This is a genomic window from Bartonella sp. CB10SXKL (genome assembly GCF_042195515.1).
GTDB lineage: Bacteria > Pseudomonadota > Alphaproteobacteria > Rhizobiales > Rhizobiaceae > Bartonella.
In genome coordinates, this window is the sequence record NZ_JBHION010000010.1 from 53,750 (window position 1) to 78,227 (window position 24,478).

Genomic DNA, 24,478 nt, shown 5'->3' on the forward strand with positions numbered 1-24,478 from the left:
ATTATTATGATTTTAGAGATATATTGCAGATATTCTATAAATTACCGTACACAATTATAAAAATGATGCACAACTCTAAAGGCCTCCTACTAGAGCACCATTTATAGTGCTGCCTACTGCTTCTCTTAGTATAGCTCCCTCCACAGCAGCAGCTACGATTAACAGGAACTATACCATCTATTTTCTATTGCAACTGCACCCGCTATACTTACGATTCCTCCAAGCACAGCACCTCCAACTGTCCCAACAGGCGCCACTATCATTGCTCCTGTTTGTCCTGTAGATTTTATTGTATCCCAATAATAACCCGAAGGACGGCATGAATTACCTGAAGCACGTGATGAGCTTGAACTCTCCTTTTTCTTTTATAGAAAAACGCATCATATCGATACAATTAAATTTGATTATTACGCGTTTTAGACAATTGTCAAACCTAATTTTAAATTAAAATAAAATAAAAACACCGTACAAAAAAATAATATTCGCAAATACTATTAAAATATAACACATTAATTTTTCTTTTTCTTAACAAAATCATAACTTAAAATGAGTTATGCATAAGAAAAATTAAGAGACTTCTCTTGATTTACTTGCACAACAAAGAAATATATTTATTACGTTATTGAAATTAATCTTATTGCTATCGTTTTACAGCTACTTGACTTGGTGAATACTTTTATTTTTCAAGCAATTATTGATGGAATTTTGCCTACTCAGCATGCTGAAAGTCTCTATGTGATTGTTGTCTTGATAATTGCTATCATGTTGTTTAGCACAACTCTTAGCTTTCTATCGGGCAACTTAAAAGCTTTATTCTATCAATTTTCTTATTGTTTAAGCAAAAAACTCATCCACGTAATAATATATTGAATGCACCAACAAAATCCGCACGAATAACCACATTCTACGCATATAAAAATTACCCACTTTGACAATTTTTTAGCACTATAACCGAAAAAGAACACATCTGGCTCGTATTATGAATGATACTAAATTGTATGCCATCTTACCATTGGCTTTTGTCATCAAGCTGCCATCTAAAATCGAACAGTTTAAACCTCTGATTTCTATTTCACGCTCCTTGCCAGTAACTGTGGGAATGCGGCCTATATTATTGTTCAATCTTATCTAACAATAAAAAAATCCTCATGTGAAAATTCTACATGCCTTATATCGCCAGAATAAATAACGATAATTTATGGTACAATAGAATTATTCACTCAATTTTTTTTATTTTTATAATCATGCTGACTTTCATTTCATCCCCCTAATCCATTAAATTTACGCATTGTTTTCTTATAACTTATGAAAGTCATGACCATGGAAAGAAAAGCGCTCAACAGAAGATATCCAATATTCCATTCGCCTTTACCAAGCAACAATGACACAGGCAAGGAAGCAGAAAAAGCCATGGGAAGCATAAACAAAAGCCATTTTACGATGCTTAAAGGATAAATTCCTATTGGCACAAATGAAAGCTCGTAAATCATTTCATGAAAATATTCGACAGGCATCTTACGGCTAATAATAAATGTTACAAAATTAAACATCATGAAAAAACAAATATTGACAATAAAAACACAAAATATTGCAACAATAAAAGAGATCCATCTTAGCTTAAGATCGGATATATTCGGTAATGATACAAATAAATAGGCACTAACATAAAGAACAAAGAGCTTGATCAGATTAAGAGGTTTACACCAACCAAACAACATCAACAACCAGATTGAAACGGGCTTTATCAAGTATGGTTCAATTTTACCATCCGCTACTTTTTCAAAAAACGTTTCAATAGAATTAGTAAAAATATTCAAAAATATTCCAAGTAAAACAAAGACAACAAAGATAAAATGGATTTCATCTCTGCTATAGTTACCGATCTTTCCTGAAAAAGAAGATATTCTATCAATAAATATGAATTGAATAAAATAATAGCATAGAGAAAGAATAAACTCCCCAGCCAAATTCTTACCATAAACAATCTGTCGGCGGATATTCAAACTGATAAAATGAAGGATTATTTTCATCTCAACCACCCGCTCCATTATATGCTTTCATCCCTTTATTCCAAGCAATATAAATTAAGAATAAAAAACACAAAATATAAGTAAAACTTCCGAAAATAAACTGCTGAAACAACGCTAAATTTTGCGTCGCGAAAAACTCGGCAGGAGCTGATATCATGAAACGATAAGGATTAAATTGCATAAGCGGAATAAGCCACACCGGCCAAAAAGATGGTGGTAAAAGAACACCACCAAGAAGCGTTGAACTGAGGATACTGAAAGAGAGTAATATATTGTACTCAATCACCCAAAAGCTTAATAGGGCAATTCCAAAAGAGAGTAAAAAACAAAGCAATTGTGATAGAATAACAACCAGAAAAAAGAACAGAAAAGCGATAACCAATCCCAGAATATTTTCATAGGATAAAACAAGCTTAACAACAAAAAGAGCCAATAACGGGATGCTATATAATACACTCTCCCCTAAAAAAGTAAAAAGCATTTGTGTCATATAACTAAAGGGCTTTGTAAGATATACTTCTAATTGACCTTCTTTAACATGATGAGAGAAAAACTTAATCACATTATAACCATTATTTAAGCGACCTAGGACTAAAGCAAAAGCATAATAATACATCATATCATAAAAGCTAAAGCCATTGATGGTGTTGCCCGTATCAGAGAAAAGTGCATTCCATAATAGAAGTTGAATAACAAATGGCGAAAGTGTCCCAATGATAATATCGGTAAAAAACATTGCTCTATCACTTAGAACAGTGAGTAATCCATTCTTGGCAAAAAGAAACATACCAAAGCAGTGGTTAGATAAATTCTTTAAATTTAACACGGAGCATCTCTTCAAGCGAGGGAGTGGATACAGAGAACGTACAGTTCAATTCGGTTGTAATTTCGCGTACAAAACGCGCAAAATCCTCACGGGGCAGCGAAACCTCCAGCGAGCATTCTTCAGCGTTAAAGTGCTTATCTTTTAAAGGAGTAGATAATTTCAACGCAATCTCATCAATTTTTTCTACAACAGCTGAAGGTGCAGCCATGTGTTCACAAAAAAGTGTCATTCTCACCAAAGAAGGAATGACATTTTTAAGCGCATGAAGATTACCATGAAACTGTTTCTTTCCTTTATGCAAAAGAATAATATCATCGACGTATCCATCAATATCTCCCATATCATGACTTGTAATGATATACCCAGTGCCACACTCCTTTTTCAGTTTTTTAAGAAGCTCCCTGATTTCATGCTTAGATGTAATATCAAGACCAATACTTGGCTCATCGAGAAACAACAGTTTAGGTCTAAAGGAGAGATTAAATGCCAATTCACTTTTCACTCTCTCACCCAGACTAAGCATCCGCACTGGCTTATCCATAATATGCTCAAGACCCAGCAACTCAGCGATCTCTTTAAGATCACGGGTAAAAGAGGAGCGTTCAAGACCATATAATGGTTGAACCATATCCAGACTGTAGCGTAAGGGCAAATCCCACCATAAACAATTCTTGTGACCAAAGACCACACCCAAAGACTTGAACAGATTTTTCTTCGCTTTATAAGGATCAACACCAAGGACTTTAACACATCCCTCATCAGCGTATTGTATACCAGAAAGTATTTTAATCAGTGTCGATTTACCCGCTCCGTTAGGGCCAAGAATTGCTAACGATTGCCCTGAAAAGAGGGTGAAACTCATATCTTTTAACACATGATGATTTGTATAAACCGGCTTGAAGAGAGAAAACACCTTGTTTTTAAAACCAATTCCTCTGTCAATGTTGCGATATATTTTTGAGACGTTATTAACGTCAATCAATAATGATCCCATCAGTCACTCCTAATTTCAATTTATCCCCCTTTTGAATGTTCCCATAATAAATATCTGTTTTGTTCACTAGAAAAAACAAAAGTGTTCAAGCCCTCCCTAGAACAATAAAACGCGCCTGACGTTTTATCTCCAATTTTTTGTTTAGATATTTTTTCAATGTGATGAGTTCACTTCAATGAAGCATTAAGATACTAAAAACTTATTTCTTCTTTTATGAAAGATAGTCTTCTGGATAAACTAAGTAAGTAGAAAAAATTGCTCATTGAAAGGAGAACTTTGCTAAGAAGGCTTCATTGTGTAAGCAAAGATACAAAGCATAAATCTATACTATAAGCATATCAAACCACATTTATAACAAAACAAACTTCCTTGACAACAGGATTTTTTTGAGAGGTTACTTTTCCTCAGCATTACTATAAAACGCCTCCATTATTCCCCATAAAAAAACTAAAATCGCTTTCTCTATTTTAGTAAATATCTTTCAGATTTTATCTAACTCATCTCCCTCAACAGACACGCCTTCCCAATATGACCTCTATAGATAATTCAAAGGAGCAGCTTCATAAACTCAGATTATTAAACGATACACCATATCCAAAAAATAACAATACAATCAATATGGATAAAGAGCTGTAGAAAGAAAGCCATGATATTCGAAAATTTCATCACTCAAAAACATAATTTTCTCATAGCAATTGACTTATCAAAAACTTCCTTCAAATGATGCCCTATTCATCTTATCAACTTTATAGACAAAATTTTATATCAATCAAAAAGAACAAATGAAGTTTCTTTACTCTGTTTCAGCATCACTCTCATTAAAAGACAAAAGATTAAAACTTTGAACCATATGAGGTGGTAAAGGTGCAACAATGTCCAATATTCCTCCTGAAGGATGAGGAATACGAATACGACGTGCATGAAGATGAAGACGATTTTGAATTCCTCCTGGTAATGTCCAATTACTATCAGAAAAAAAATACTTTGTATCGCCAATGATAGGATGATCCATATGGGCAGCATGCACACGAAGCTGATGTGTTCTCCCTGTATAGGGTTCCATTTCAAGCCACGAAAGAGCCCGCCCTCGTGTATCTAAAACGCGATAGTAGGAAACCGCATGATGTGAATCTGGCTCCCCATGTTCACAAACACGCATTTTGTCACCTTGTGCAGTCATTTCCTTAACCATCCACGTTGAAATTTTATCCTGCTTTTTTTTAGGCACGCCCCGAACCAACGCCCAATAAGTCTTTTTTGTTTCTCGCGCTCTAAAAGCAGCAGTTAAGGACTGAGCAGCTCCCCTTGATCGCGCAACAATAAGCACACCCGACGTCTCACGATCAAGACGATGAACCAAACGCGGCTTTTCACCTTTTTTATTGCGCCATACCTCAAGCATACTATCCATATGACGTGTTAAACCAGAGCCTCCTTGTACAGCCAACCCAGCTGGTTTATTAAAAACAAATACCTTTGGATCTTCATAAAGCAGCATTTTTTTCAAAACGGTCCCATCATCCTGCCCACGAAGTGTTTTATCCGTTATTGAAAAATTTTCCTTGTCATTAATAGGGAGAGGTGGAATACGAACAGCTTGCCCTATACAAAGACGCGTATCGGCTTTAACACGTCCACCATCAACCCGTATCTGACCAGAACGCAACAATTTTTGCAAAGCTCCAAAACCAAGTCCTGGATAATGCACTTTAAACCAGCGATCTAAGCGCATTCTATTTTCATCTGCCTCAACTTTTTTTATTTCTATGCCTGCCATGAAAATTCCCTTACCTGATAATTTTATTGATCTATTTTTGCGCCTTTATAAACACAAAAATTCATATTTTAGTTGGTTTTATCACACCATATTACAGTTAGTATCCAAAATTGCCTTTTCTTAACGTCCAAATTTTATTAGCTAAAAACTAAGCGTTGTAAAAATCAACAGCCTTTACGCTTAATAGCGAATGGAGATAATTAACCGTGTCCTTATTCAAAACCTATGCACGTGTTCTCACTTACCTAAATAGAGAAAAAAATGCATCCCTTTTAATCTGTACCGCTAATGTTATGTTAGCTATTATCACTATTGCAGAACCTATTTTATTCGGACGTGTTATTGATTCTATTTCAGAAAAATCAGCTATCATTCCTACTCTTACCATCTGGGTTTGTTTTGGACTTTCACATATTATTGCTTATGTCCTTGTTGCTCGCGGTGCTGACCGCTTAGCCCATAGACGCCGCTTAACGGTTTTAACGGAATCTTTCGAACGTATCATTGCCATGCCTTTAATTTGGCATCAACAACGTGGAACTTCCAACGCACTCCATACACTTTTGCGCGCAATAGATTCCATGTCAACCATATGGCTTGATTTTATGCGCCAACACCTCTCAACGCTTGTCGCCTTATTGGTTCTCATCCCCATAGCGTTTAATATGAATTGGCGTCTTTCAATAGTCTTGGTTGTGCTTGCCATCACCTACGTATTAATTGCACGTTTAGTGATGCGAAAAACAAAAGACGGACAAGCCGCTGTGGAATGCTACCACCACAACCTTTTTAAACATGTCAGTGATTCAATCTCTAATGTTTCCATTGTACAAAGTTATAACCGAATAAAAGAAGAAGCTTCTATACTGCATCAACATACAAATGCTCTGCTTAAAGCACAAAATCCTGTTCTCAATTGGTGGGCGCTCGCCAGTGGCTTAAATCGAATGGCTTCAACAATTTCAATCGTTTGTGTTCTTCTCCTTGGAGCTTTTTTTGTTGCAAAAGATCAATTACGAGTAGGTGAAGTCGTTGCTTTTGTTGGATTTGCACAACTCATGATTAGCCGCCTAGACCAAATGAGCAATTTTATTAATTGTGCAATATCCTCACAAGCAAAACTGCAAGAATTTTTTGAAATGGAAGACTCAACCTTTCATATCAACGAACCGCAAAATCTTCCTTCCCTCAAAAATGTTAAAGGCGCCATACAATTTCATCACGTGACCTATAAATTCCCCAATTCTTCTCAAGGTGTTTTTGATATTTCCTTTGAGGTTAAAGCAGGACAAACTGTTGCAATTGTAGGGCCAACAGGGGCTGGAAAAACAACATTGATCAATCTGTTGCAGCGCGTATACGACCCTACCCTTGGGCATATCTCCATTGATGGAATAAATATATGCTCAATCAATCGCGAATCTTTACGCAAATCTCTAGCAACAGTATTTCAAGACTCGGGTCTTTTCAACCGTACTATTCATGACAATATTTCAATAGGAAAAGCGAGCGCAACAAATGAAGAACTTTATGAAGCAGCAAAAATAGCAGAAGCTCACGATTTTATTCTAAAAAAAGCTGATTGTTATAACACAATGGTGGGCGAACGAGGATCTCAATTATCCGGTGGAGAAAAACAGCGACTAGCAATTGCACGCGCTGTTTTAAAAAATTCCCCTATTCTCATTCTAGATGAAGCAACAAGCGCTCTTGATGTTGAAACAGAAGCACGTGTCAAAGATGCTCTCGATTGCATAAGCCATAACCGCACTACTTTTATTATAGCACATCGCCTCTCAACAGTACGCAATGCTGATGTGATACTCTTTCTGGATCATGGTCACTTAATGGAAAAAGGAAACTTTCAAGAATTGATCGATAAAGGGGGACGTTTCTCTAATTTTTTAAAGGCAAGTGGTTTAACAATCAAACCACCAGAAAGAGAAGGAGAAAATGTTATCCCCTTACATGAAGCCATAGCATCATAAAATTGATACTCTTTTTCAAGCAAAAAAATCCTCCTCAAGATAACAAGAGTTCTTATATATGATACAAGTAAAGAGATTTCTAAAAATGCCACAATTCATTTTAGGTATTTAAGAAAAATATTAAAACAGTTTAGTATTTTCTCTGCTATTGCAATTTTACTAGATTAGAACAAAAATATTTTCCTATATCTGTGCATATTGACGAGTATACATTCTCATTTAGGGAAAATGTAAAGGTAAAAACAATTTCCAGTTTTACCGTCTTCTTTTTACTCAGCTTTACGAATTTCAAAACGAACTAAAGAAACATCTTTTAAATAATGAATATTATGTATTGCTTTGCACTTTTGTTTATCACGTTCTTTATAGTCCTCTCATAAAGAACAGAACATCATTGTTTTGCACATTCATATGACTTTTTTAAGAAACATTTTTCAATGCTCTTAAGCCCATTTCACAACGACATTCGTGAGTGGTTTTGATTAATTTAACATACCCAGAATTTGAAATAATAAAATCCTACGAATATTCGTAGCTCTTATTCAAAAGATAAAACGATAAATTATCATTATAACCCAATGTATTAAAGCAATTTTATCATAAATAAATTAAATATTAATCTAAATCTTTAGATTTATGTGATATTCCTTTGATTTATATTGATAATTCATTACTTTATAACTTTAAATAAAGATTTATAAAGATAGGAGAATATTCTTTTCAAAACCTTTTAATAATAAACCAAAAAACTGTGTACATAACAAGCAAAATGAAAACAATAGCTCTAAGATATAACAACTCTTTTATAAGCCTTTTCAAGGAAAGAGATTTTATTCATTTGAAAACTAATCGAATAATGACAGCTTATAACTTTATAAGGAGAATCGTATGCAATAAATCTTGATTTTTCCTTTCATAAAAAGAGAGGTTTCTTTAAAAAATCTATAAGAGCAACATAATAACTAGTCTTCCTAGTAAAAGAATACACAGCAAAGCATGAAGTGCTGAATAATCTATCTTATCTTAAAAAGGTGACTCCTGAAACGCTTGGACGTTATAAAGACAAACACTGTTTTTATCTTTACAATTGTATTTTTCCCCAATTACGCTGTATCTGCATTTCAGAAATACACCAGACAGATATTCATGATACATAGATACCAACCCAATATAACAATGTAAAAAATACCTATGCAGAATGATTTCATTCTTTAATTTTTTTCAAGAAAATCTTTTAGTGCCGCAAATGCCTCATCAGCTTTGTTCCCCTCAGGACCACCAGCCTGCGCCATATCAGGACGGCCACCTCCACCTTTACCACCAAGCATCTCTGAAAGAATACGAACGAGATCTACAGCATTTAACTTATCCGTTAAATCATCCGTAACGCCGACAACAGCACTCCCTTTTCCATCCTCCGAGACACTAATAAATGCAACCACTCCAGATCCGATTTGTTTTTTCTCAGAATCGACGAGCGCCTTAAGATCCCGTGGTAAAATATTTTTAACAACGCGTCCGGTAAAAGAAAACCCATTGATGATGATAATATCACCTTGGCTCCTTTCTGTTATTCCACCACTCAACATCATTTTCTTGCGTACATCATTCAATTCTTTTTCAAGTTTACGACGATCATCAAGCAAAATTCGCGCCCGTTCTTCCACACCAGCAGAAGAAGTTTTTAAAAGATCAGCAATTTCATGAATACGTTCATCTTGGCGGCTAAGATAAAGACGTGCTTCTTTGCCTGTTAAAGCTTCAATACGCCGCACTCCAGCTGAAACAGAACTTTCAGAAACAATATGAATCAAACCGATATCACCTGTTCGCTCCACATGTGTGCCACCACAAAGCTCAATTGACCAACGCTTTTTAAATCCTCCCTTTTCAAATGGCTCCCCCATAGAAACAACGCGAACTTCATCACCATATTTTTCACCAAACAATGCCATGGCACCTTCAGAAATTGCATCATCTACAGCCATGAGGCGCGTTATTACTTTACTATTTTGCAAAATAATCTCATTGGCTAAATCTTCTATTTTTTTCAACTCTTCTGGTGAAACGGATTTTGGATGTGAAAAATCAAAACGCAACCGATCTGGCGATACAAGAGAGCCCTTTTGTGTAACATGGTCCCCCAATGTTTGGCGTAAAGCTTCGTGTAACAAATGAGTAGCAGAGTGATTCGCGCGAATTTTCTTACGACGAACAATATCAACCGTTAATTCTACACAATCAGACCTCGATGCCTGACCAGATTTCACCTCCCCAATATGGATAAAAACACCATCACCCTTTCTTTGGGTATCATGCACCTTAAAAATAAAATTTTCACCAGAAATGATACCGCTATCACCAATTTGCCCACCAGATTCACCATAAAAAGGTGTCTGATTAACAACAAGCATAGCTTTCTGATCTGAAGAAATATGATCAACAATTTTACCATCACACACAAGAGCTGTAAGAATACCTTTCGCTGTCTCAGTTTCATAACCTAAAAACTCTGTGGCCCCCACTTGATCACGAACAGAAAACCAGATTTTCTCTGTTACAGCTTCTCCAGAACCAGACCAATTGGCACGTGCTTCCTCTTTTTGGCGTTCCATCGCTTTATCAAAAGCACCAACGTCAACAGATATTCCGCGACGACGAAGAACATCTTGCGTCAAATCAAGCGGAAAACCATAGGTATCATAGAGCTTGAAAGCAACTTCACCATTCAAATAGTCCCCTTCTTTAAGATCGGTACTTGCTTCGTTCAACAAACCAAGTCCTCGTTCAAGCGTTTTACGAAAACGTATTTCTTCTAACCTTAAAGTTTCTGAAATCAAAGATTCAGCACGCACCAACTCAGAATAAGCTTGTCCCATTTCGCGATTTAAAGCAGGCAAAAGTCGCCACATTAAGGGCTCTTTAGCACCAAGAAGATGCGCATGACGCATAGCACGACGCATAATACGACGTAAAACATATCCTCTTCCTTCATTAGAAGGAAGCACACCATCAGCAATCAAAAATGCCGATGAGCGAAGATGATCAGCAATGACACGATGGCTGGCAATAAAATCACCCTTTGCCTCAATCCCTGTAATTTCTTCTGATGCAGCAATTAATGCACGAAAAAGATCAATGTCATAATTATCATGAACGCCCTGTAAAACAGCAGCAATACGCTCTAATCCCATGCCTGTATCAATAGAAGGGTGAGGTAAGTTAACACGTTTTTCCTTGGAAACTTGCTCATACTGCATAAAAACAAGATTCCAAATCTCAATAAAGCGATCACCATCTTCTTCCATACTTCCAGGAGGACCGCCCCAGATTTCATCACCATGATCATAAAAAATCTCCGAACAAGGCCCACAAGGGCCTGTTTCTCCCATCGACCAAAAATTATCAGCTGTCGCAATACGGACAATTTTTTCATCTGGAAGACCTGAAATTTTACGCCACAGTTCAGCAGCAACATCATCACTCTGATAAACTGTCACCAACAATTTATCTTTTGGCAGGCAAAATTCCTTTGTTAAAAGATTCCATGATAAAAAAATGGCTTCTTCTTTGAAATAATCACCGAAAGAAAAATTACCCAGCATTTCAAAAAATGTATGATGGCGCGCCGTATATCCAACATTATCAAGATCATTATGCTTTCCACCCGCACGAACACATTTTTGTGCCGTTGTTGCCTGCGTATAAGAAGGTTGTTCAAGTCCAGTAAAAACATTTTTAAACTGCACCATCCCTGCATTTGTAAACATAAGTGTAGGATCATTCCGCGGAACAAGCGGACTAGAAGAAAGAACTTTATGCCCATTACGATGAAAATAATCCAAAAATATTGACCGAATATTATTAACACTATTCATGTTGACACCTGCTCAATACAGCACAAAACCATAAAAGAAAAATCCCCCTCATTAAATTCTCTTCGCCACGCATGGAGTCAATTTAATCAAAAATGGAATATTTGTTTTAAAAAATTGAGAAAAAAATGACTGCGTATTTAAAAACTCAAACAAAAAAACAGAAAAATCTGAAAGGGAAAAAATTATAGACGAAAAAAACACTCCATCAAATGGCTTCATCACTTTCTATATTTTCTGACCCTGCATTTTCTAACAGTTCAATCGCAATCAAACCAGCATTTTGGCGCAAAGCTGCTTCAATCTCTGTAGCTATTTCCACATGTTCACGTAAAAACTGCTTTGCATTCTCACGCCCCTGTCCTAAACGCTGAGAATTATAAGAAAACCATGCACCAGATTTTTCCACAACACCAACCTTGACACCCAAATCAATCAATTCACCTACTTTGGAAATACCTTCACCATAAATAATATCAAACTCAACCTGCTTAAATGGAGGTGCCAATTTATTTTTCACCACTTTAACGCGCGTCTGATTACCAACGATTGAATCCCTATCTTTAATGGATCCAATGCGACGAATATCTAAACGAACAGAAGCATAAAACTTTAAAGCGTTTCCACCCGTTGTCGTTTCAGGAGAACCAAACATCACACCAATTTTCATGCGAATTTGATTAATAAAAACAACCATACAGTTAGAGCGAAAAATTGCTGCGGTTAATTTTCGTAACGCTTTACTCATTAACCGAGCTTGCAATCCGGGCAAAGCATCACCCATTTCACCGTCAATTTCTGCTCGCGGAGTTAAAGCTGCGACAGAATCCACAACAAGCACATCAACTGCACCAGAACGAACCAACGTTTCTGTAATTTCCAATGCCTGTTCACCGGTATCTGGCTGAGAAATGAACAAGTTTTCTAAATCAACACCAAGCTTACGCGCATAAATAGGATCAAGCGCATGCTCTGCATCAATAAAAGCACAAATCCCACCACCTTTCTGTGCCTCAGCAATAGCATGGAGAGCCAATGTTGTTTTCCCAGAACTTTCTGGTCCATAAATCTCAACAATACGCCCCTTCGGTAATCCACCAATCCCTAAAGCAATATCCAAGGATAACGACCCTGTTGGAATTGTTTCAATTTCAACAACCTGCTCTTTTTGCCCAAGACGCATAATCGAGCCTTTACCAAAAGAACGTTCAATTTGTGAGAGAGCAGCATCGAGAGCTTTTGTTTTATCCACGATTATATCCTTGACCGAATTCATAATAACCTAAAAATTTAGTGTACACTGTACTTTTAATTTAACTAAAGGCTTGAGTTTAGATTTTCACAGACTATTTCCATTCCTATCTCCACATTATGCCCATAAACATTCATGACCATCACAATAAAGAATTGGCATTGCTTATCTTATGACACATAATAAACTCTAATAAAGTAATATCTCTATGGGAGCATAGTTAACATATTTATATCTCTCTAGAAAAGGAACAATTTAATTTTAAACACAATGTTCTACAGCCCTTCTGCTTATCCCTTTGATTAAATACTTGAGAGACTAAGAATTCTCCTGCTATTGATCACAAAAAAAAACGCATCATCAATCAACCTCATACCCTATTGCATCGAAGAACAAAACGCCATTGTGTTGCATATTCATACACTTGATTTAAGAAACATCTCTCAAAACTTCTAAGCTCGTTTTGTGACAACACCTATGAATGTGGTATACTACAAAACCCTTTAGGCGCCACCATCTTTACTCTATGGAAGGAGAAAGCCGGCACCCATCACACTATTTATCATCCCCCAATGTTGCAACAGTTCTCGGCACTTGAGACAATTCATAAGAAGGATTTTTAGTCCTTTCTTGTACAGTTTTTATCACACGGTAATCCTGCTTGTAACATGCAAGTAAATGATTTGATTGATTCAACAAATAACAGACTTGGGATGAGAGAAATTTACGGTATTTGAAACTTTCATTCAACTTACGAAACAGTCTATTATTATAAGTCAATATATTATTTAATAAAACCAAAAAAAATAAAGCAGCTTAAAAGTTGAATGATATATTTAAATTTGAAAAACTATGTACTTTCGAAGATATCAAAAAAAATCTCTACAAGCAATGCAATAAATGTTTAAAATATAAGCTAAATTTCTCATACAATAACATAAGAGATCAATAAAAAACGTATTTCAACTCAAATTTTATTTTGATCTTTACGTTTTTTGCGCAACTGTTGCCACCACTCAAGACGTTTCACAATTTCACGCTCAAAACCACGCTCAACTGGTTTATAATAACTCTGACGCCCAAGTTTTTCGGGAAAATATTCTTGTCCTGAAAAAGCGTCTGGTTCATCATGGTCATAACAATAACCACTTCCATACCCTTCTTCCTTCATAAATTTCGTAGGAGCATTAAGAATATGCTTAGGAGGTGATAAAGAGCCATTTTTGCGCGCACAACGCAGTGCTGCTTTATACGCGAGATATGCTGCATTTGACTTTGGCGCAGTTGCAACATAAAGACATGCTTGCGCCAAAGCCAACTCTCCTTCTGGTGATCCTAAATAATCATAAGCATCTTTTGCTGCATTACAAATGACAAGAGCTTGAGGATCCGCCAAACCAATATCTTCAACAGCCATACGAACCAATCTTCGCCCAATATAGAGAGGATCTTCACCAGCATCCAACATACGTGCCAAATAATAAAGCGCAGCATCAGGATCAGATCCACGAATGGATTTATGCAACGCTGAAATGAGATTATAATGCCCATCTCGTCCTTTATCATAAATGGGCGCACGACGCTGAATAACTTTTTGCAAAGCAACAACATCAAGAATCTCTCCCAATGGAGCAATAGACCAAACTTCCTCTGCCAATGTTAACGCTACCCGCGCATCACCATCAGACATCTCTATCAAAACGTCTCTGGCATCATTATCCAAGGGAAGAATTTTTCCCTCCACTTCTTCAGCACGCTTCAAAAGCATGTCCAAACTTTCATGATCATGAGAAAGAAATGTTAAAACACGTGCACGCGAAAGAAGGGCAGCATTCAGTTCAAAAGAAGGATTTTCGGTTGTTGCACCTATAAGTACCACAGTACCCTCTTCCATCACAGAAAGAAAACTATCCTGCTGAGCACGATTAAACCGATGAATTTCATCAACAAAGAGAAGTGTTTTATCCCCAGATATAAAACGCCTCTGCGCAACTTCAAAAATCTTTTTAAGTTCAGAAACTCCTGTAAAAATAGCAGAAACCTGTTCAAACGCGAAATTTGTTTCAAGGGCTAACAAACGTGCAACGGTCGTTTTTCCCGTCCCTGGAGGTCCCCAAAAAATCATCGATCCAATTGAGCCAGTTGCCGCCATACGTGAAAGCAAACCATCCTCTCCAATCAAATGCTTTTGTCCCACAACATCATTGAGAGAACAAGGGCGCATTCTTTCTGCAAGTGGCTGATTTTTATTAACTTGAAAATCAAACGACGAAGTAAAAAAATCTTTCTTCAAAAAAAACCTCAACGAATAAATTGACGAATATACATACCATCACGTTCATATTCCAATTGCCACATATTTGAGCGACCTTGCATAAGAACCTTTTTCAACTGATGAACTGTTTGAATTTTATGGCCATTTACAACACGTAGAATATCTCCTGACTGAAAAATTCCAGCTGCATTGCTCATTTCCTCAAGATTGGTAATCACAACCCCTTTTGCAGATATAGGAAGATGAAAACGTCGACTATTTTGCGGTGTTAAATCTAACACCTCAGCACCAGCAAGAGGACTGTCACCCGTAATTTTTTCAGATTTTAAAAATGCAGTTTCTGATATTGATGAAACTGTTATTTGTGTTTTTAAAGTTTTTCCACTTCGTAAATATTCCAAGGCAAGACTATGCTCAACGTCAGCTGTCATCAAACGATAACCAAGACTATCTGGACTGTCAACGCGTACCCCCTGCACACTCAAAATAACATCACCTACTTTCAATCCAGCTTTTTCAGCAGGACTATCTTTGATAACTTCAATAATCAGAGCACCATAGGGACGTTCTAAACCTAAACCACCAGCAATATCAGGTGTAACATTTTGAAAAGAAGCCCCAATATAAGGCGGCACAAAATATTTTCCACCGCGTTTAACAGTATCAAGCATTACTTTTACAAGATTAACTGGAATAGCAAAACCAATCCCTACCGAACCACCGGAACGCGAATAAATAGCCGTATTAATTCCGATTAACTGACCTTTCATATCAATTAAAGCGCCACCAGAATTCCCTGGATTAATGGCTGCGTCTGTTTGAATAAAAAAGTCAAAATCAGAAATCCCAACACGTGTACGCGCTTGCGCTGAAACAATACCACTTGTAACTGTTTGACCAACACCAAAAGGATTACCAATAGCCAGAACAAGATCACCAACTTCAACAGCATCAGAATTTCCCAAAGAAAGAACAGGAAATTGAGCATCTTTTTCCTCAACTTCAAGAATTGCAATATCAGTCGCTTCATCTTTGAGCACAACCTTACTCTCAAACTCCCGCCCATCAGAAAAAGCCACTTTAATTTCGCTTGCATCTTTAATGACGTGGTAATTTGTAACAATCAAACCACGTGCATCAACAATCACCCCTGATCCTAATGACGATTGCTTACGAACAGGAAATTTATTTTGAAAACGACCAAAAAATTGCTCAAAAAATGGATCGCCTTCAAAAGGTGATCGTGCTCTAATTTGTCGAGCTGCATAAATATTTACAACAGATGGAACTGTCTTTTTAACTAAAGGAGAAAATGAAAGAGTGATTTCTGTTTGTGTTTGAGGAACATGAGCATATACATGATCAAATGATATCTGCATCATAATTGCAAAAAAAATCCGCACCCAAAAAGAATACCTCATAATCCACTCCTTATAAAATCAGCACATTCTGTTGAAGATTAATAGAATAAAAAAACGCATCCCCGCAAATTAAGGATCTCTATTAATATTTCATAATAGAGAATAAAAACAACCTATTTGAACAATAAATATTATAAAAATAAGATAATTCAATACTCTATAATTTTCTCTCTGCACCTATTTCTCAACTAAAATAAACTTAAAAATACTCACAAAAAAACCGCCCAAAACAAGGCGGCCTTTAAAAATCCAACAGAATAAAAAAACTCTACGAAGATGTTCCCTTTTCATTCTCAGAAGCCTCCATGCGAGCACGATCCCCAGCACCCTTCGCTTCAACATCACGATCAACAAACTCTATAACAGCCATGGGTGCATTATCACCGGTACGAAACCCCGCTTTCATAATACGCAAATACCCACCGTTGCGTGATGCATAACGTGGCGCAAGCGTATCAAATAATTTTGCAACCTTTCCCGCATCACGAAGTGCTGCAATTGCTTGCCGACGCGCATGCAAACCACCACGCTTACCAAGAGTAACGAGTTTTTCAACAATAGGACGAATTTCTTTAGCCTTTGGAAGCGTTGTCACAATCTGCTCATGCTCGATCAACGAAGTTGCCATATTTGCAAACATCGCTTTACGGTGACTGGCAGTACGATTCAACTTGCGTCCTGACTTACTATGGCGCATAAGCCCTCTCCTTAAATTCTAATTTTAATATTGATCTTCATAACGTTTTGCAAGATCATCAATGTTCTCAGGCGGCCACGCAGGAATTTCCATTCCAAGATGTAAACCCATACACGCCAAAACTTCTTTAATCTCATTCAACGATTTGCGACCAAAATTCGGTGTCCGAAGCATTTCAGATTCTGTTTTTTGAATCAGATCACCAATATAGACAATATTATCATTCTTAAGACAATTTGCCGAACGAACTGAAAGTTCTAATTCATCCACTTTTTTGAGAAGTGCAGGATTAAAAGAAAGCTCAGAATCAACCTCTTCAATAGGCTCCTTCTGTGGCTCTTCAAAGTTAATAAATAACGATAATTGATCCTGAAGAATGCGTGCTGCAAAAGCAACAGCATCCTCTCCATTAACAGCACCATTCGTTTCAATCGTTAAGGTCAATTTATCATAATCCAAAACTTGACCTTCACGCGTATTTTCCACTTTATAAGAAACTTTACGAATTGGTGAATAAAGACTATCAATTGGAATAAGCCCTATACGTGCATCATCAACACAATTACGATCAGATGGAACATAACCCTTTCCTGTGTTGACAATAAATTCCATACGAATCTCAGCATCTTCATCAAGAGTACAAATAACATGATCTGGATTTAGAATTTCCATATCCCCGACTGTACTGATATCTCCCGCTTTCACGACACCAGGCCCCTCTTTATAAACGACGACACGTTTAGGCCCTTCTTCTTCCATACGAAGCGCAATTTCTTTTATATTCAGAATAATATCCGTAACATCCTCACGCACACCTGGAATCGATGAAAATTCATGCAAGACACCGTCAATCTGCACAGCAGTAATAGCAGCACCACGAAGCGAAGATAACAACACGCGACGAAGCGCATTTCCTAAGGTTAAACCAAAACCACGCTCAAGAGGCTCAGCAATCACACTTATAATATTTGGATTATCATGTGCACATGATTCAACCTTATTGGGTTTAATAAGTTCCTGCCAGTTTTTCTGGATCATATTTTTATTCCCGTTCTTTAGTTCCGTTACCATTCAATCGTAACGACCAATGTGAACATCAGAGAAATCTCCGACAACAAAAAACAACACCCAATTAAACACGCCGCCTTTTCCGTGGACGACATCCATTATGAGGAATTGGTGTTACATCGCGAATAGAAGTAATGACAAAACCAACAGATTGCAATGCACGTAGAGCAGATTCACGCCCTGATCCAGGCCCACAAACTTCGACTTCCAAAGAACGCATACCATGCTCTTGCGCTTTTCTTGCACAATCCTCCGCAGCAACTTGAGCAGCAAAAGGCGTCGATTTACGCGCACCTTTAAACCCCTGAGCCCCAGCAGATGACCAAGCAATTGCATTACCCTGAGCATCAGTAATAGTAATCATTGTGTTATTAAATGTTGAATTAATATGCACAACACCCGATGAAATATTCTTACGTTCGCGACGACGAACACGTGTGGCTTCCTTGGCCATAATTTCCCTTTCAACGATCTCATCACTGCCGTAACATCAGCAGCTCCACCTTTTTTTCCTTGTCAAACAAATCAAACAAGAAAAAAGAATATATAAAAACCTTCCACAAAGGCCCTTATTTCTTCTTACCAGCAATTGCCTTAGCCGGACCTTTACGCGTACGGGCATTCGTATGTGTACGCTGTCCTCGGACAGGCAAAGACCGGCGATGACGCAATCCTCGATAACAACCAAGGTCCATCAAACGCTTAACATTCATAGCAACCTCACGACGAAGATCACCTTCAACTTGATAGCCCTGATCTATAGCCTCACGAATCTGCAGCACCTCAGCATCTGAAAGCTCATGCACACGACGCCCCAAAGGAATGCCAACTCTTTCAATAATTTCTTGAGCAAATTTTGGTCCAATCCCGTGGATATATTGAAGCGCAATAATTACACGCTTATTTGTCGGGATATTGACGCCAGCAATACGAGCCACGCCTACTCTCCTTAGTTATTTTGACAAATTGTTATAAAATACCTGATATACCTTACAGAAAAAAATAGACTCAGAAAAAAATTCTTCCGAATCCTCTTATTTCACTAAAATAAATTAAATTTACTTCTGATAGATTTCATCTCAAAAGTCAACTCTTTTCATTTATTTCTAAAAAAAATCTCATGAAAGAAAACTTCTAATCATACGTGTCACTTCAGCAACACCAATCATTCCATCAACAACTTTCAACATCCCCCTCTCTGAATAAAACTTTGATAAGGGAGCTGTTTTTTCACGATATTCCACTAATCTTTTTGCAAAAGCAACAGGATTGTCATCTAAACGAACCTGTCCACCAGCCGCTATTGTTTCCTCAACACGCTTCTTCATACGTTCAATCAACACGTCTTCATCAACACACAACTCAATAACAGCATTAAGCCGCGTATTTTTTGAATCCAGTATCTGTTGCAACGCTTCCGCCTGCCCCACAGTTCGCGGATATCCATCCAAAACAAAACCGTTTACACAATCAGCTTCATCAATCCGATCTGATACGATTTGGTTAACAATACTATCAGGAACCAAAGCACCAGAACTTATAATAGCTTTAGCTTTTTTACCAATCTCCGTTTCTTTGGCAATCACCTCACGCAACATATCTCCTGTTGATAAATGAGGAATGTTATATTCCTCAGTCAACATTTTTGCTTGCGTACCTTTTCCCGCTCCAGGAGGACCTAAAAGAATAACTCTCATCGATTCCTTCTACCTCCACGAAGTTTTGATTTTTTTATCAACCCTTCATATTGGTGGGCAACAAGATGCCCCTGAATTTGAGCAACCGTATCAAGTGTAACAGTAACAACAATCAACAAGGATGTTCCCCCAAGATAAAAAGGAACCTGTAATGCAGATATCATAAATTCAGGTAACAAACAAACCAAGATAATATAAACAGCGCCCACAACAGTAATACGCGTCAAAACGTAATCAATATATTCGGCTGTACGCTCACCTGGACGAATCCCTGGAATAAAACCAGAATGCTTTTTCAATTGATCTGCAGTATCACTTGGATTAAACACAATAGCTGTATAAAAAAAGCAAAAAAACGCCATTAAAAATGCATAAACAATCATATAAAGTGGCTGTCCATGACCAAGAGCATAAGAAATCTCCTGAACCCATTGTGGCATTTTATCAGAAAAATTATTAATAGTGGCAGGCAATAATAATAAAGATGAAGCAAAAATAGGTGGAATAACACCAGCAGTATTCAACTTTAAAGGAAGATGCGACATATCTCCTTGAAACATTTGATTACCGACCTGACGTTTCGGATATTGGATAAGAATTCGCCGTTGTGCACGCTCTATAAAAACAATAAGCCCAATAACCAAAACAGCAATAAGAACGATTCCTATTAAAAGAAAAGTTGATAAATCAGCCTGACTATGAGCTGTCAAAAGCTGAGCAAAAGTAGAAGGAAAGTTGGCTACAATCCCTGTAAAAATGATAAGAGAAACCCCATTACCAACACCACGTGACGTAATTTGCTCGCCAAGCCACATAAGAAACATCGTTCCGCCAACAAGTGTAATAACAGAAGAAAAACGAAACATAAGACCTGGTTCTAAAACAATTTGAAGCCCCGACCCTATACCGCTTTCAAGCGCAACCGCAATACCAAAAGCTTGTAGAATTGCCAATACGACTGTTACATAACGCGTATATTGATTGATAATCTTACGACCTAAATCCCCTTCTTTTTTAAGAGTCTCCAAAGAAGGAATAATAGATGTTAACAATTGCACAATAATAGATGCCGATATATAAGGCATGATACCCAGCGCAAAAATAGCCATACGCCCAACGGCACCTCCAGCAAACATATTAAAGAGTCCTAATACACCAGACGCGTGATGTTCAAATGTTTGCCGCAAAGCATCGATATTGATACCTGGAAGAGAGATGTAAGTGCCAAAACGATATACAAGAAGCGCCAACAGAGTAAACCAGATGCGTTTCTTTAATTCAGTTGCACGCGAAAAGGTACCGAAGTTTATATTGGAAGCAAATTGCTCTGCTGCTGATGCCATAAAACGTCTCCACTTTACACTCCAGTTCTTTAAATCACAGAAGTATAATCCTAAAATTCACATACGCATACACAAATAAATGCAGAACTTAAACAAGTCTCCACAAAAGATCCCACAAAACAAATATAATTCTTCTTTAGGTCTCTATTCATATTAAAAAAATTATCGAGCAATATCAGGAAAAATGACCTGACCACCCACTTTTTCAATCTTAACACGAGCAGCTTGTGAAGCACCAGAAACATGAAAGGTAATCTTAGCCTTCAAATCACCATCAGAAAGAAGACGAACCCCATCTTTTTCACGACGAATAATACCAGACTCTTTCAAAGCAATCATATCAACAGGCTTTTCAATATTCAACTTACCCGCATCAACTGCCAACTGAATACGTCCTAGTGAAACTTCATTGTAGGTTTTGGCAAAGAAATTTCTAAATCCACGTTTTGGCAAACGACGATAGATAGGCATTTGCCCACCTTCAAAACCATTAAGGGAAACACCAGAACGTGACTTTTGCCCTTTTACACCACGACCACCAGTCTTACCCATACCGGAACCAATGCCACGCCCAACACGCTTACGATTTTTTATTGCGCCTTCGCAATCACGCAGTTCATTGAGTTTCATATATAATACTCCCGCAACCCTTAACCTTCATCTATAACGCGAACAAGATGCCGAACCCGAGCAATCATACCCCGCACACAAAGTGTATCATCTAAAACGCGCCGACGACGCATTTTATTTAGTCCAAGCCCCTTTAAGGTTGCACGCTGAATCTGTGAGTTTCGAATAGGGCTTCCAATTTGCTCCACCGTCACAGTTTTATTACTCTGAGATTTTTTCTGAACCATTTCCTAATTCCTTTTCTGATAATCTCAGAAACTACCCTTCTAGGTCAACTAAATGGCGACGACGCGCCTGCAAAGTCGAATATTTTATACCACGTTGAGCAGCAATATCTCTAGGATGCATTTGATGTTTCAATGCATCAAATGTTGCACGAACCATGTTATAAGGATTCGACGATCCTAGCGATTTTGCAACGACATCCTGCATACCAAGAGCTTCAAAAATAGCACGCATCGGTCCCCCAGCAATAATACCAGTACCAGCAGAAGCCGAACGTAGCAAAACACGCCCAGCTCCGTGACGACCTTCAAGATCATGATGCAATGTACGCCCAGACCGAAGTGGAACATAAATCATCCCACGCTTTGCAGATTCCGTTGCTTTACGAACGGCTTCGGGAACTTCGCGGGCTTTACCATGTCCAAAACCCACACGTCCTTTTTGATCTCCAACGACAACAAGAGCAGCAAAACCAAAACGCCGACCACCCTTTACAACTTTAGCAACACGATTGATATGAACGAGCCTATCGACAAATTCATTATCGCGTTCTTCTCTATCACCACGTTCTTTTTGTGCCATTCCTCATTCCTTTTTCTTTTCCGGAAGCACGATAACAAAGTCCCTCACCAAACTGGAAGAACTTAAACGAAAAACTCTAAACTCTCCTTACTCATTCATAAATAAGAAATTTTAGAAATTCAAACCACCTTCACGAGCAGCCTCAGCTAAAGCTTTGACGCGACCATGGTACACATACGCTCCACGATCAAAAACCACCTCATTAACACCCGCTTTCTTCGCACGCTCAGCAATTAACTTACCAACAGCAAAAGCTGCCTTTTTATCAGCACCACTCTTTAACGACTTTTTTAAATCACTTTCAAGAGTAGAGGCTGAAACAAGTGTACATCCCCGCAAATCATCGATAACTTGAGCATAAATGTTCTGATTTGAACGATAAACACTAAGCCGAGGACGATCATGAGAAACCATTTTAATTCTACGACGAACACGCCTTGCACGACGTTGGATAATGTCCTTAGATGAAACCATAATACAAAATCCTTATTTCTTTTTACCTTCTTTACGGAAGATACGTTCATCTGCATGCTTAACACCCTTACCTTTATAAGGTTCAGGCCTACGATACTCCCGAATCTCCGCTGCAACTTGTCCAACTTGCTGTTTATCAATTCCAGAAACAACAATTTCTGTTGGCTTAGGAACAGTCACAGTAACACCCGACGGAACTTTATAAACCACATCATGCGAAAAGCCCAGAGATAGTTGAACATCCTTACCCTGCAAAGCAGCACGATAACCAACCCCATTAATCTCCAACCTCTTTTCAAAACCATCTTTCACACCACAAAAAATGTTCTCAATCATTGAGCGCGACATTCCCCATTTAGAACGCGCATCTTTTGACTGATCCCGCGGCATAACTGATATGATATTTTCCTCAAGTTTGACTAAGACTTCATCATTGACGACGTAACTCAGCTCACCTTTTGGACCTTTTGCCTTAACCAGCTGACCTTCAACAGTAGCAGTAACTCCAGAAGGAATTGAAATGGGTTTCTTTCCAATACGAGACATTGTTCTAACCTACTTTTTCTTCCGTTTTCTTGACATAACTTAGAAAACACGACAAAGGAGTTCTCCACCAACATTCTGTTCACGCGCCTCATGATCTGCCATGACGCCTTTAGGAGTCGATAAAATCGAAATACCAAGGCCATTAGCCACCTGTGGAAGTGACTTAGCAGAAACATACACACGACGCCCTGGCTTTGATACACGTGAAATCTCACGAATAGCAGCCAGCCCTTCAAAATACTTCAATTCGATTTCAATCTCAGCTTTCCCATCACCTAAATCAATTTGATTATATCCGCGAATATAACCTTCCGACTGAAGAACATCAAGAACGTGCGCACGAAGCTTCGAAGCTGGAGTAACTACTTTACCTTTTTTACGACCAAGTGCATTACGAATACGTGTTAACATATCACCAAGAGGATCTGACATAGACATTAAATAATCTCCTCTTACCAACTAGATTTTACAATACCAGGAATATAGCCAATAGAGCCAAGCTCACGCAACGCAATTCGCGACATTTTTAATTTACGATAATAAGCCCGCGGACGACCTGAAACCTCACAGCGATTACGAATACGAACTTTCGAAGAATTACGCGGTAACTCTGCCAACTGAACAGAAGCTTTAAAACGTTCTTCAAGAGAAACCTTCTGATCCATAACTATTGCTTTCAAACGTGCACGACGGGCAGCATAACGCTTTACCATCACCTCACGACGCTTATTTTTTTCAACGGCACTTACTTTGGCCATAATTTCACCTCACTATGCTT

22 protein-coding genes are annotated in these 24,478 nt (G+C 37.8%); 1 reads left to right on the top strand and 21 read right to left on the bottom strand.

From position 1 onward, the window contains the following. Nucleotides 1–1,259: 1,259 nt before the first annotated feature. The 4 genes from ACFIK3_RS06505 to ACFIK3_RS06520 all read right to left on the bottom strand — a co-directional run bounded on the left by ACFIK3_RS06505 (nucleotide 1,260) and on the right by ACFIK3_RS06520 (nucleotide 5,627). A complete protein-coding gene (locus tag ACFIK3_RS06505) occupies nucleotides 1,260–2,048 on the bottom strand; it encodes an ABC-2 family transporter protein (RefSeq protein ID WP_273791430.1) in 789 nt (262 codons plus the stop codon). Further along, nucleotides 2,032–2,856 (bottom strand): ABC-2 family transporter protein, encoded by an 825-nt coding sequence (locus tag ACFIK3_RS06510; RefSeq protein ID WP_375631291.1) that lies wholly within the window; start codon nucleotides 2,854–2,856, stop codon nucleotides 2,032–2,034. The genes ACFIK3_RS06505 and ACFIK3_RS06510 overlap by 17 nt, the downstream gene beginning before the upstream one ends. Next, the gene (locus ACFIK3_RS06515) at nucleotides 2,831–3,850 is read right to left on the bottom strand and encodes an ATP-binding cassette domain-containing protein (RefSeq protein ID WP_375676435.1); all 1,020 of its coding nucleotides are present in this window, start codon (nucleotides 3,848–3,850) and stop codon (nucleotides 2,831–2,833) included. The genes ACFIK3_RS06510 and ACFIK3_RS06515 overlap by 26 nt, the downstream gene beginning before the upstream one ends. Before the next feature lie 793 nt (nucleotides 3,851–4,643). Beyond that, nucleotides 4,644–5,627 (bottom strand): RluA family pseudouridine synthase, encoded by a 984-nt coding sequence (locus ACFIK3_RS06520; RefSeq protein WP_375676436.1) that lies wholly within the window; start codon nucleotides 5,625–5,627, stop codon nucleotides 4,644–4,646. Between the two features lie 206 nt (nucleotides 5,628–5,833). Here ACFIK3_RS06520 and ACFIK3_RS06525 point away from each other — a divergent pair, with 206 nt between their 5' ends. Beyond that, on the top strand, nucleotides 5,834–7,615 hold the full coding sequence (locus tag ACFIK3_RS06525; protein ID WP_273791426.1) for a glucan ABC transporter ATP-binding protein/ permease: 1,782 nt from the start codon (nucleotides 5,834–5,836) through the stop codon (nucleotides 7,613–7,615). Nucleotides 7,616–8,826: 1,211 nt separating this feature from the next. On the opposite strand, the gene alaS is transcribed toward ACFIK3_RS06525, so the two are convergent. From alaS to rpsN, 17 genes are all read right to left on the bottom strand, one after another. Further along, on the bottom strand, nucleotides 8,827–11,493 hold the full coding sequence (gene alaS / locus ACFIK3_RS06530; protein WP_375676437.1) for an alanine--tRNA ligase: 2,667 nt from the start codon (nucleotides 11,491–11,493) through the stop codon (nucleotides 8,827–8,829). Nucleotides 11,494–11,698: 205 nt separating this feature from the next. Continuing rightward, complete coding sequence (gene recA / locus ACFIK3_RS06535; RefSeq protein ID WP_273791424.1) at nucleotides 11,699–12,742, bottom strand: recombinase RecA; 1,044 nt, start codon at nucleotides 12,740–12,742, stop codon at nucleotides 11,699–11,701. 967 nt (nucleotides 12,743–13,709) lie between these two features. Continuing rightward, nucleotides 13,710–15,035, bottom strand: coding sequence for a replication-associated recombination protein A (locus tag ACFIK3_RS06540; protein WP_375676438.1), 1,326 nt, complete (start codon nucleotides 15,033–15,035; stop codon nucleotides 13,710–13,712). An 8-nt stretch (nucleotides 15,036–15,043) separates the two neighbouring features. Beyond that, nucleotides 15,044–16,438, bottom strand: a complete 1,395-nt coding sequence (locus ACFIK3_RS06545; protein ID WP_375654492.1) for a DegQ family serine endoprotease — start codon at nucleotides 16,436–16,438, stop codon at nucleotides 15,044–15,046. Nucleotides 16,439–16,706: 268 nt separating this feature from the next. Further along, the gene (rplQ, locus tag ACFIK3_RS06550; RefSeq protein WP_273791421.1) at nucleotides 16,707–17,135 is read right to left on the bottom strand and encodes a 50S ribosomal protein L17; all 429 of its coding nucleotides are present in this window, start codon (nucleotides 17,133–17,135) and stop codon (nucleotides 16,707–16,709) included. Between the two features lie 24 nt (nucleotides 17,136–17,159). Continuing rightward, nucleotides 17,160–18,173 carry a DNA-directed RNA polymerase subunit alpha gene (locus ACFIK3_RS06555; RefSeq protein WP_273791420.1) on the bottom strand — a complete coding sequence of 338 codons (1,014 nt, stop codon included), beginning with the start codon at nucleotides 18,171–18,173 and terminating at the stop codon, nucleotides 17,160–17,162. Between the two features lie 94 nt (nucleotides 18,174–18,267). Further along, on the bottom strand, nucleotides 18,268–18,657 hold the full coding sequence (gene rpsK / locus ACFIK3_RS06560; protein ID WP_007347762.1) for a 30S ribosomal protein S11: 390 nt from the start codon (nucleotides 18,655–18,657) through the stop codon (nucleotides 18,268–18,270). 115 nt (nucleotides 18,658–18,772) lie between these two features. After that, on the bottom strand, nucleotides 18,773–19,141 hold the full coding sequence (rpsM, locus tag ACFIK3_RS06565; RefSeq protein ID WP_026500557.1) for a 30S ribosomal protein S13: 369 nt from the start codon (nucleotides 19,139–19,141) through the stop codon (nucleotides 18,773–18,775). Nucleotides 19,142–19,321: 180 nt separating this feature from the next. After that, nucleotides 19,322–19,900 (bottom strand): adenylate kinase, encoded by a 579-nt coding sequence (locus ACFIK3_RS06570; protein WP_375631284.1) that lies wholly within the window; start codon nucleotides 19,898–19,900, stop codon nucleotides 19,322–19,324. Continuing rightward, nucleotides 19,897–21,243, bottom strand: a complete 1,347-nt coding sequence (gene secY / locus ACFIK3_RS06575; RefSeq protein WP_273791418.1) for a preprotein translocase subunit SecY — start codon at nucleotides 21,241–21,243, stop codon at nucleotides 19,897–19,899. The genes ACFIK3_RS06570 and secY overlap by 4 nt, the downstream gene beginning before the upstream one ends. A 162-nt stretch (nucleotides 21,244–21,405) precedes the next feature. Then, nucleotides 21,406–21,873 (bottom strand): 50S ribosomal protein L15, encoded by a 468-nt coding sequence (gene rplO / locus ACFIK3_RS06580; RefSeq protein WP_273791417.1) that lies wholly within the window; start codon nucleotides 21,871–21,873, stop codon nucleotides 21,406–21,408. Nucleotides 21,874–21,893: 20 nt separating this feature from the next. Beyond that, nucleotides 21,894–22,100: a 50S ribosomal protein L30 gene (gene rpmD / locus ACFIK3_RS06585; protein ID WP_375631283.1), complete on the bottom strand. Its 207-nt coding sequence runs from the start codon at nucleotides 22,098–22,100 to the stop codon at nucleotides 21,894–21,896. A gap of 31 nt (nucleotides 22,101–22,131) precedes the next feature. After that, on the bottom strand, nucleotides 22,132–22,680 hold the full coding sequence (gene rpsE / locus ACFIK3_RS06590) for a 30S ribosomal protein S5 (RefSeq protein WP_273791415.1): 549 nt from the start codon (nucleotides 22,678–22,680) through the stop codon (nucleotides 22,132–22,134). 111 nt (nucleotides 22,681–22,791) lie between these two features. Next, nucleotides 22,792–23,154: a 50S ribosomal protein L18 gene (gene rplR, locus ACFIK3_RS06595; protein WP_273791414.1), complete on the bottom strand. Its 363-nt coding sequence runs from the start codon at nucleotides 23,152–23,154 to the stop codon at nucleotides 22,792–22,794. Between the two features lie 12 nt (nucleotides 23,155–23,166). Next, nucleotides 23,167–23,700, bottom strand: a complete 534-nt coding sequence (rplF, locus tag ACFIK3_RS06600; RefSeq protein ID WP_273791413.1) for a 50S ribosomal protein L6 — start codon at nucleotides 23,698–23,700, stop codon at nucleotides 23,167–23,169. Between the two features lie 39 nt (nucleotides 23,701–23,739). Then, nucleotides 23,740–24,138, bottom strand: a complete 399-nt coding sequence (rpsH, locus tag ACFIK3_RS06605; protein WP_015856577.1) for a 30S ribosomal protein S8 — start codon at nucleotides 24,136–24,138, stop codon at nucleotides 23,740–23,742. 14 nt (nucleotides 24,139–24,152) lie between these two features. Further along, nucleotides 24,153–24,458 (bottom strand): 30S ribosomal protein S14, encoded by a 306-nt coding sequence (gene rpsN / locus ACFIK3_RS06610; protein WP_273791412.1) that lies wholly within the window; start codon nucleotides 24,456–24,458, stop codon nucleotides 24,153–24,155. Nucleotides 24,459–24,478: the final 20 nt, after the last annotated feature.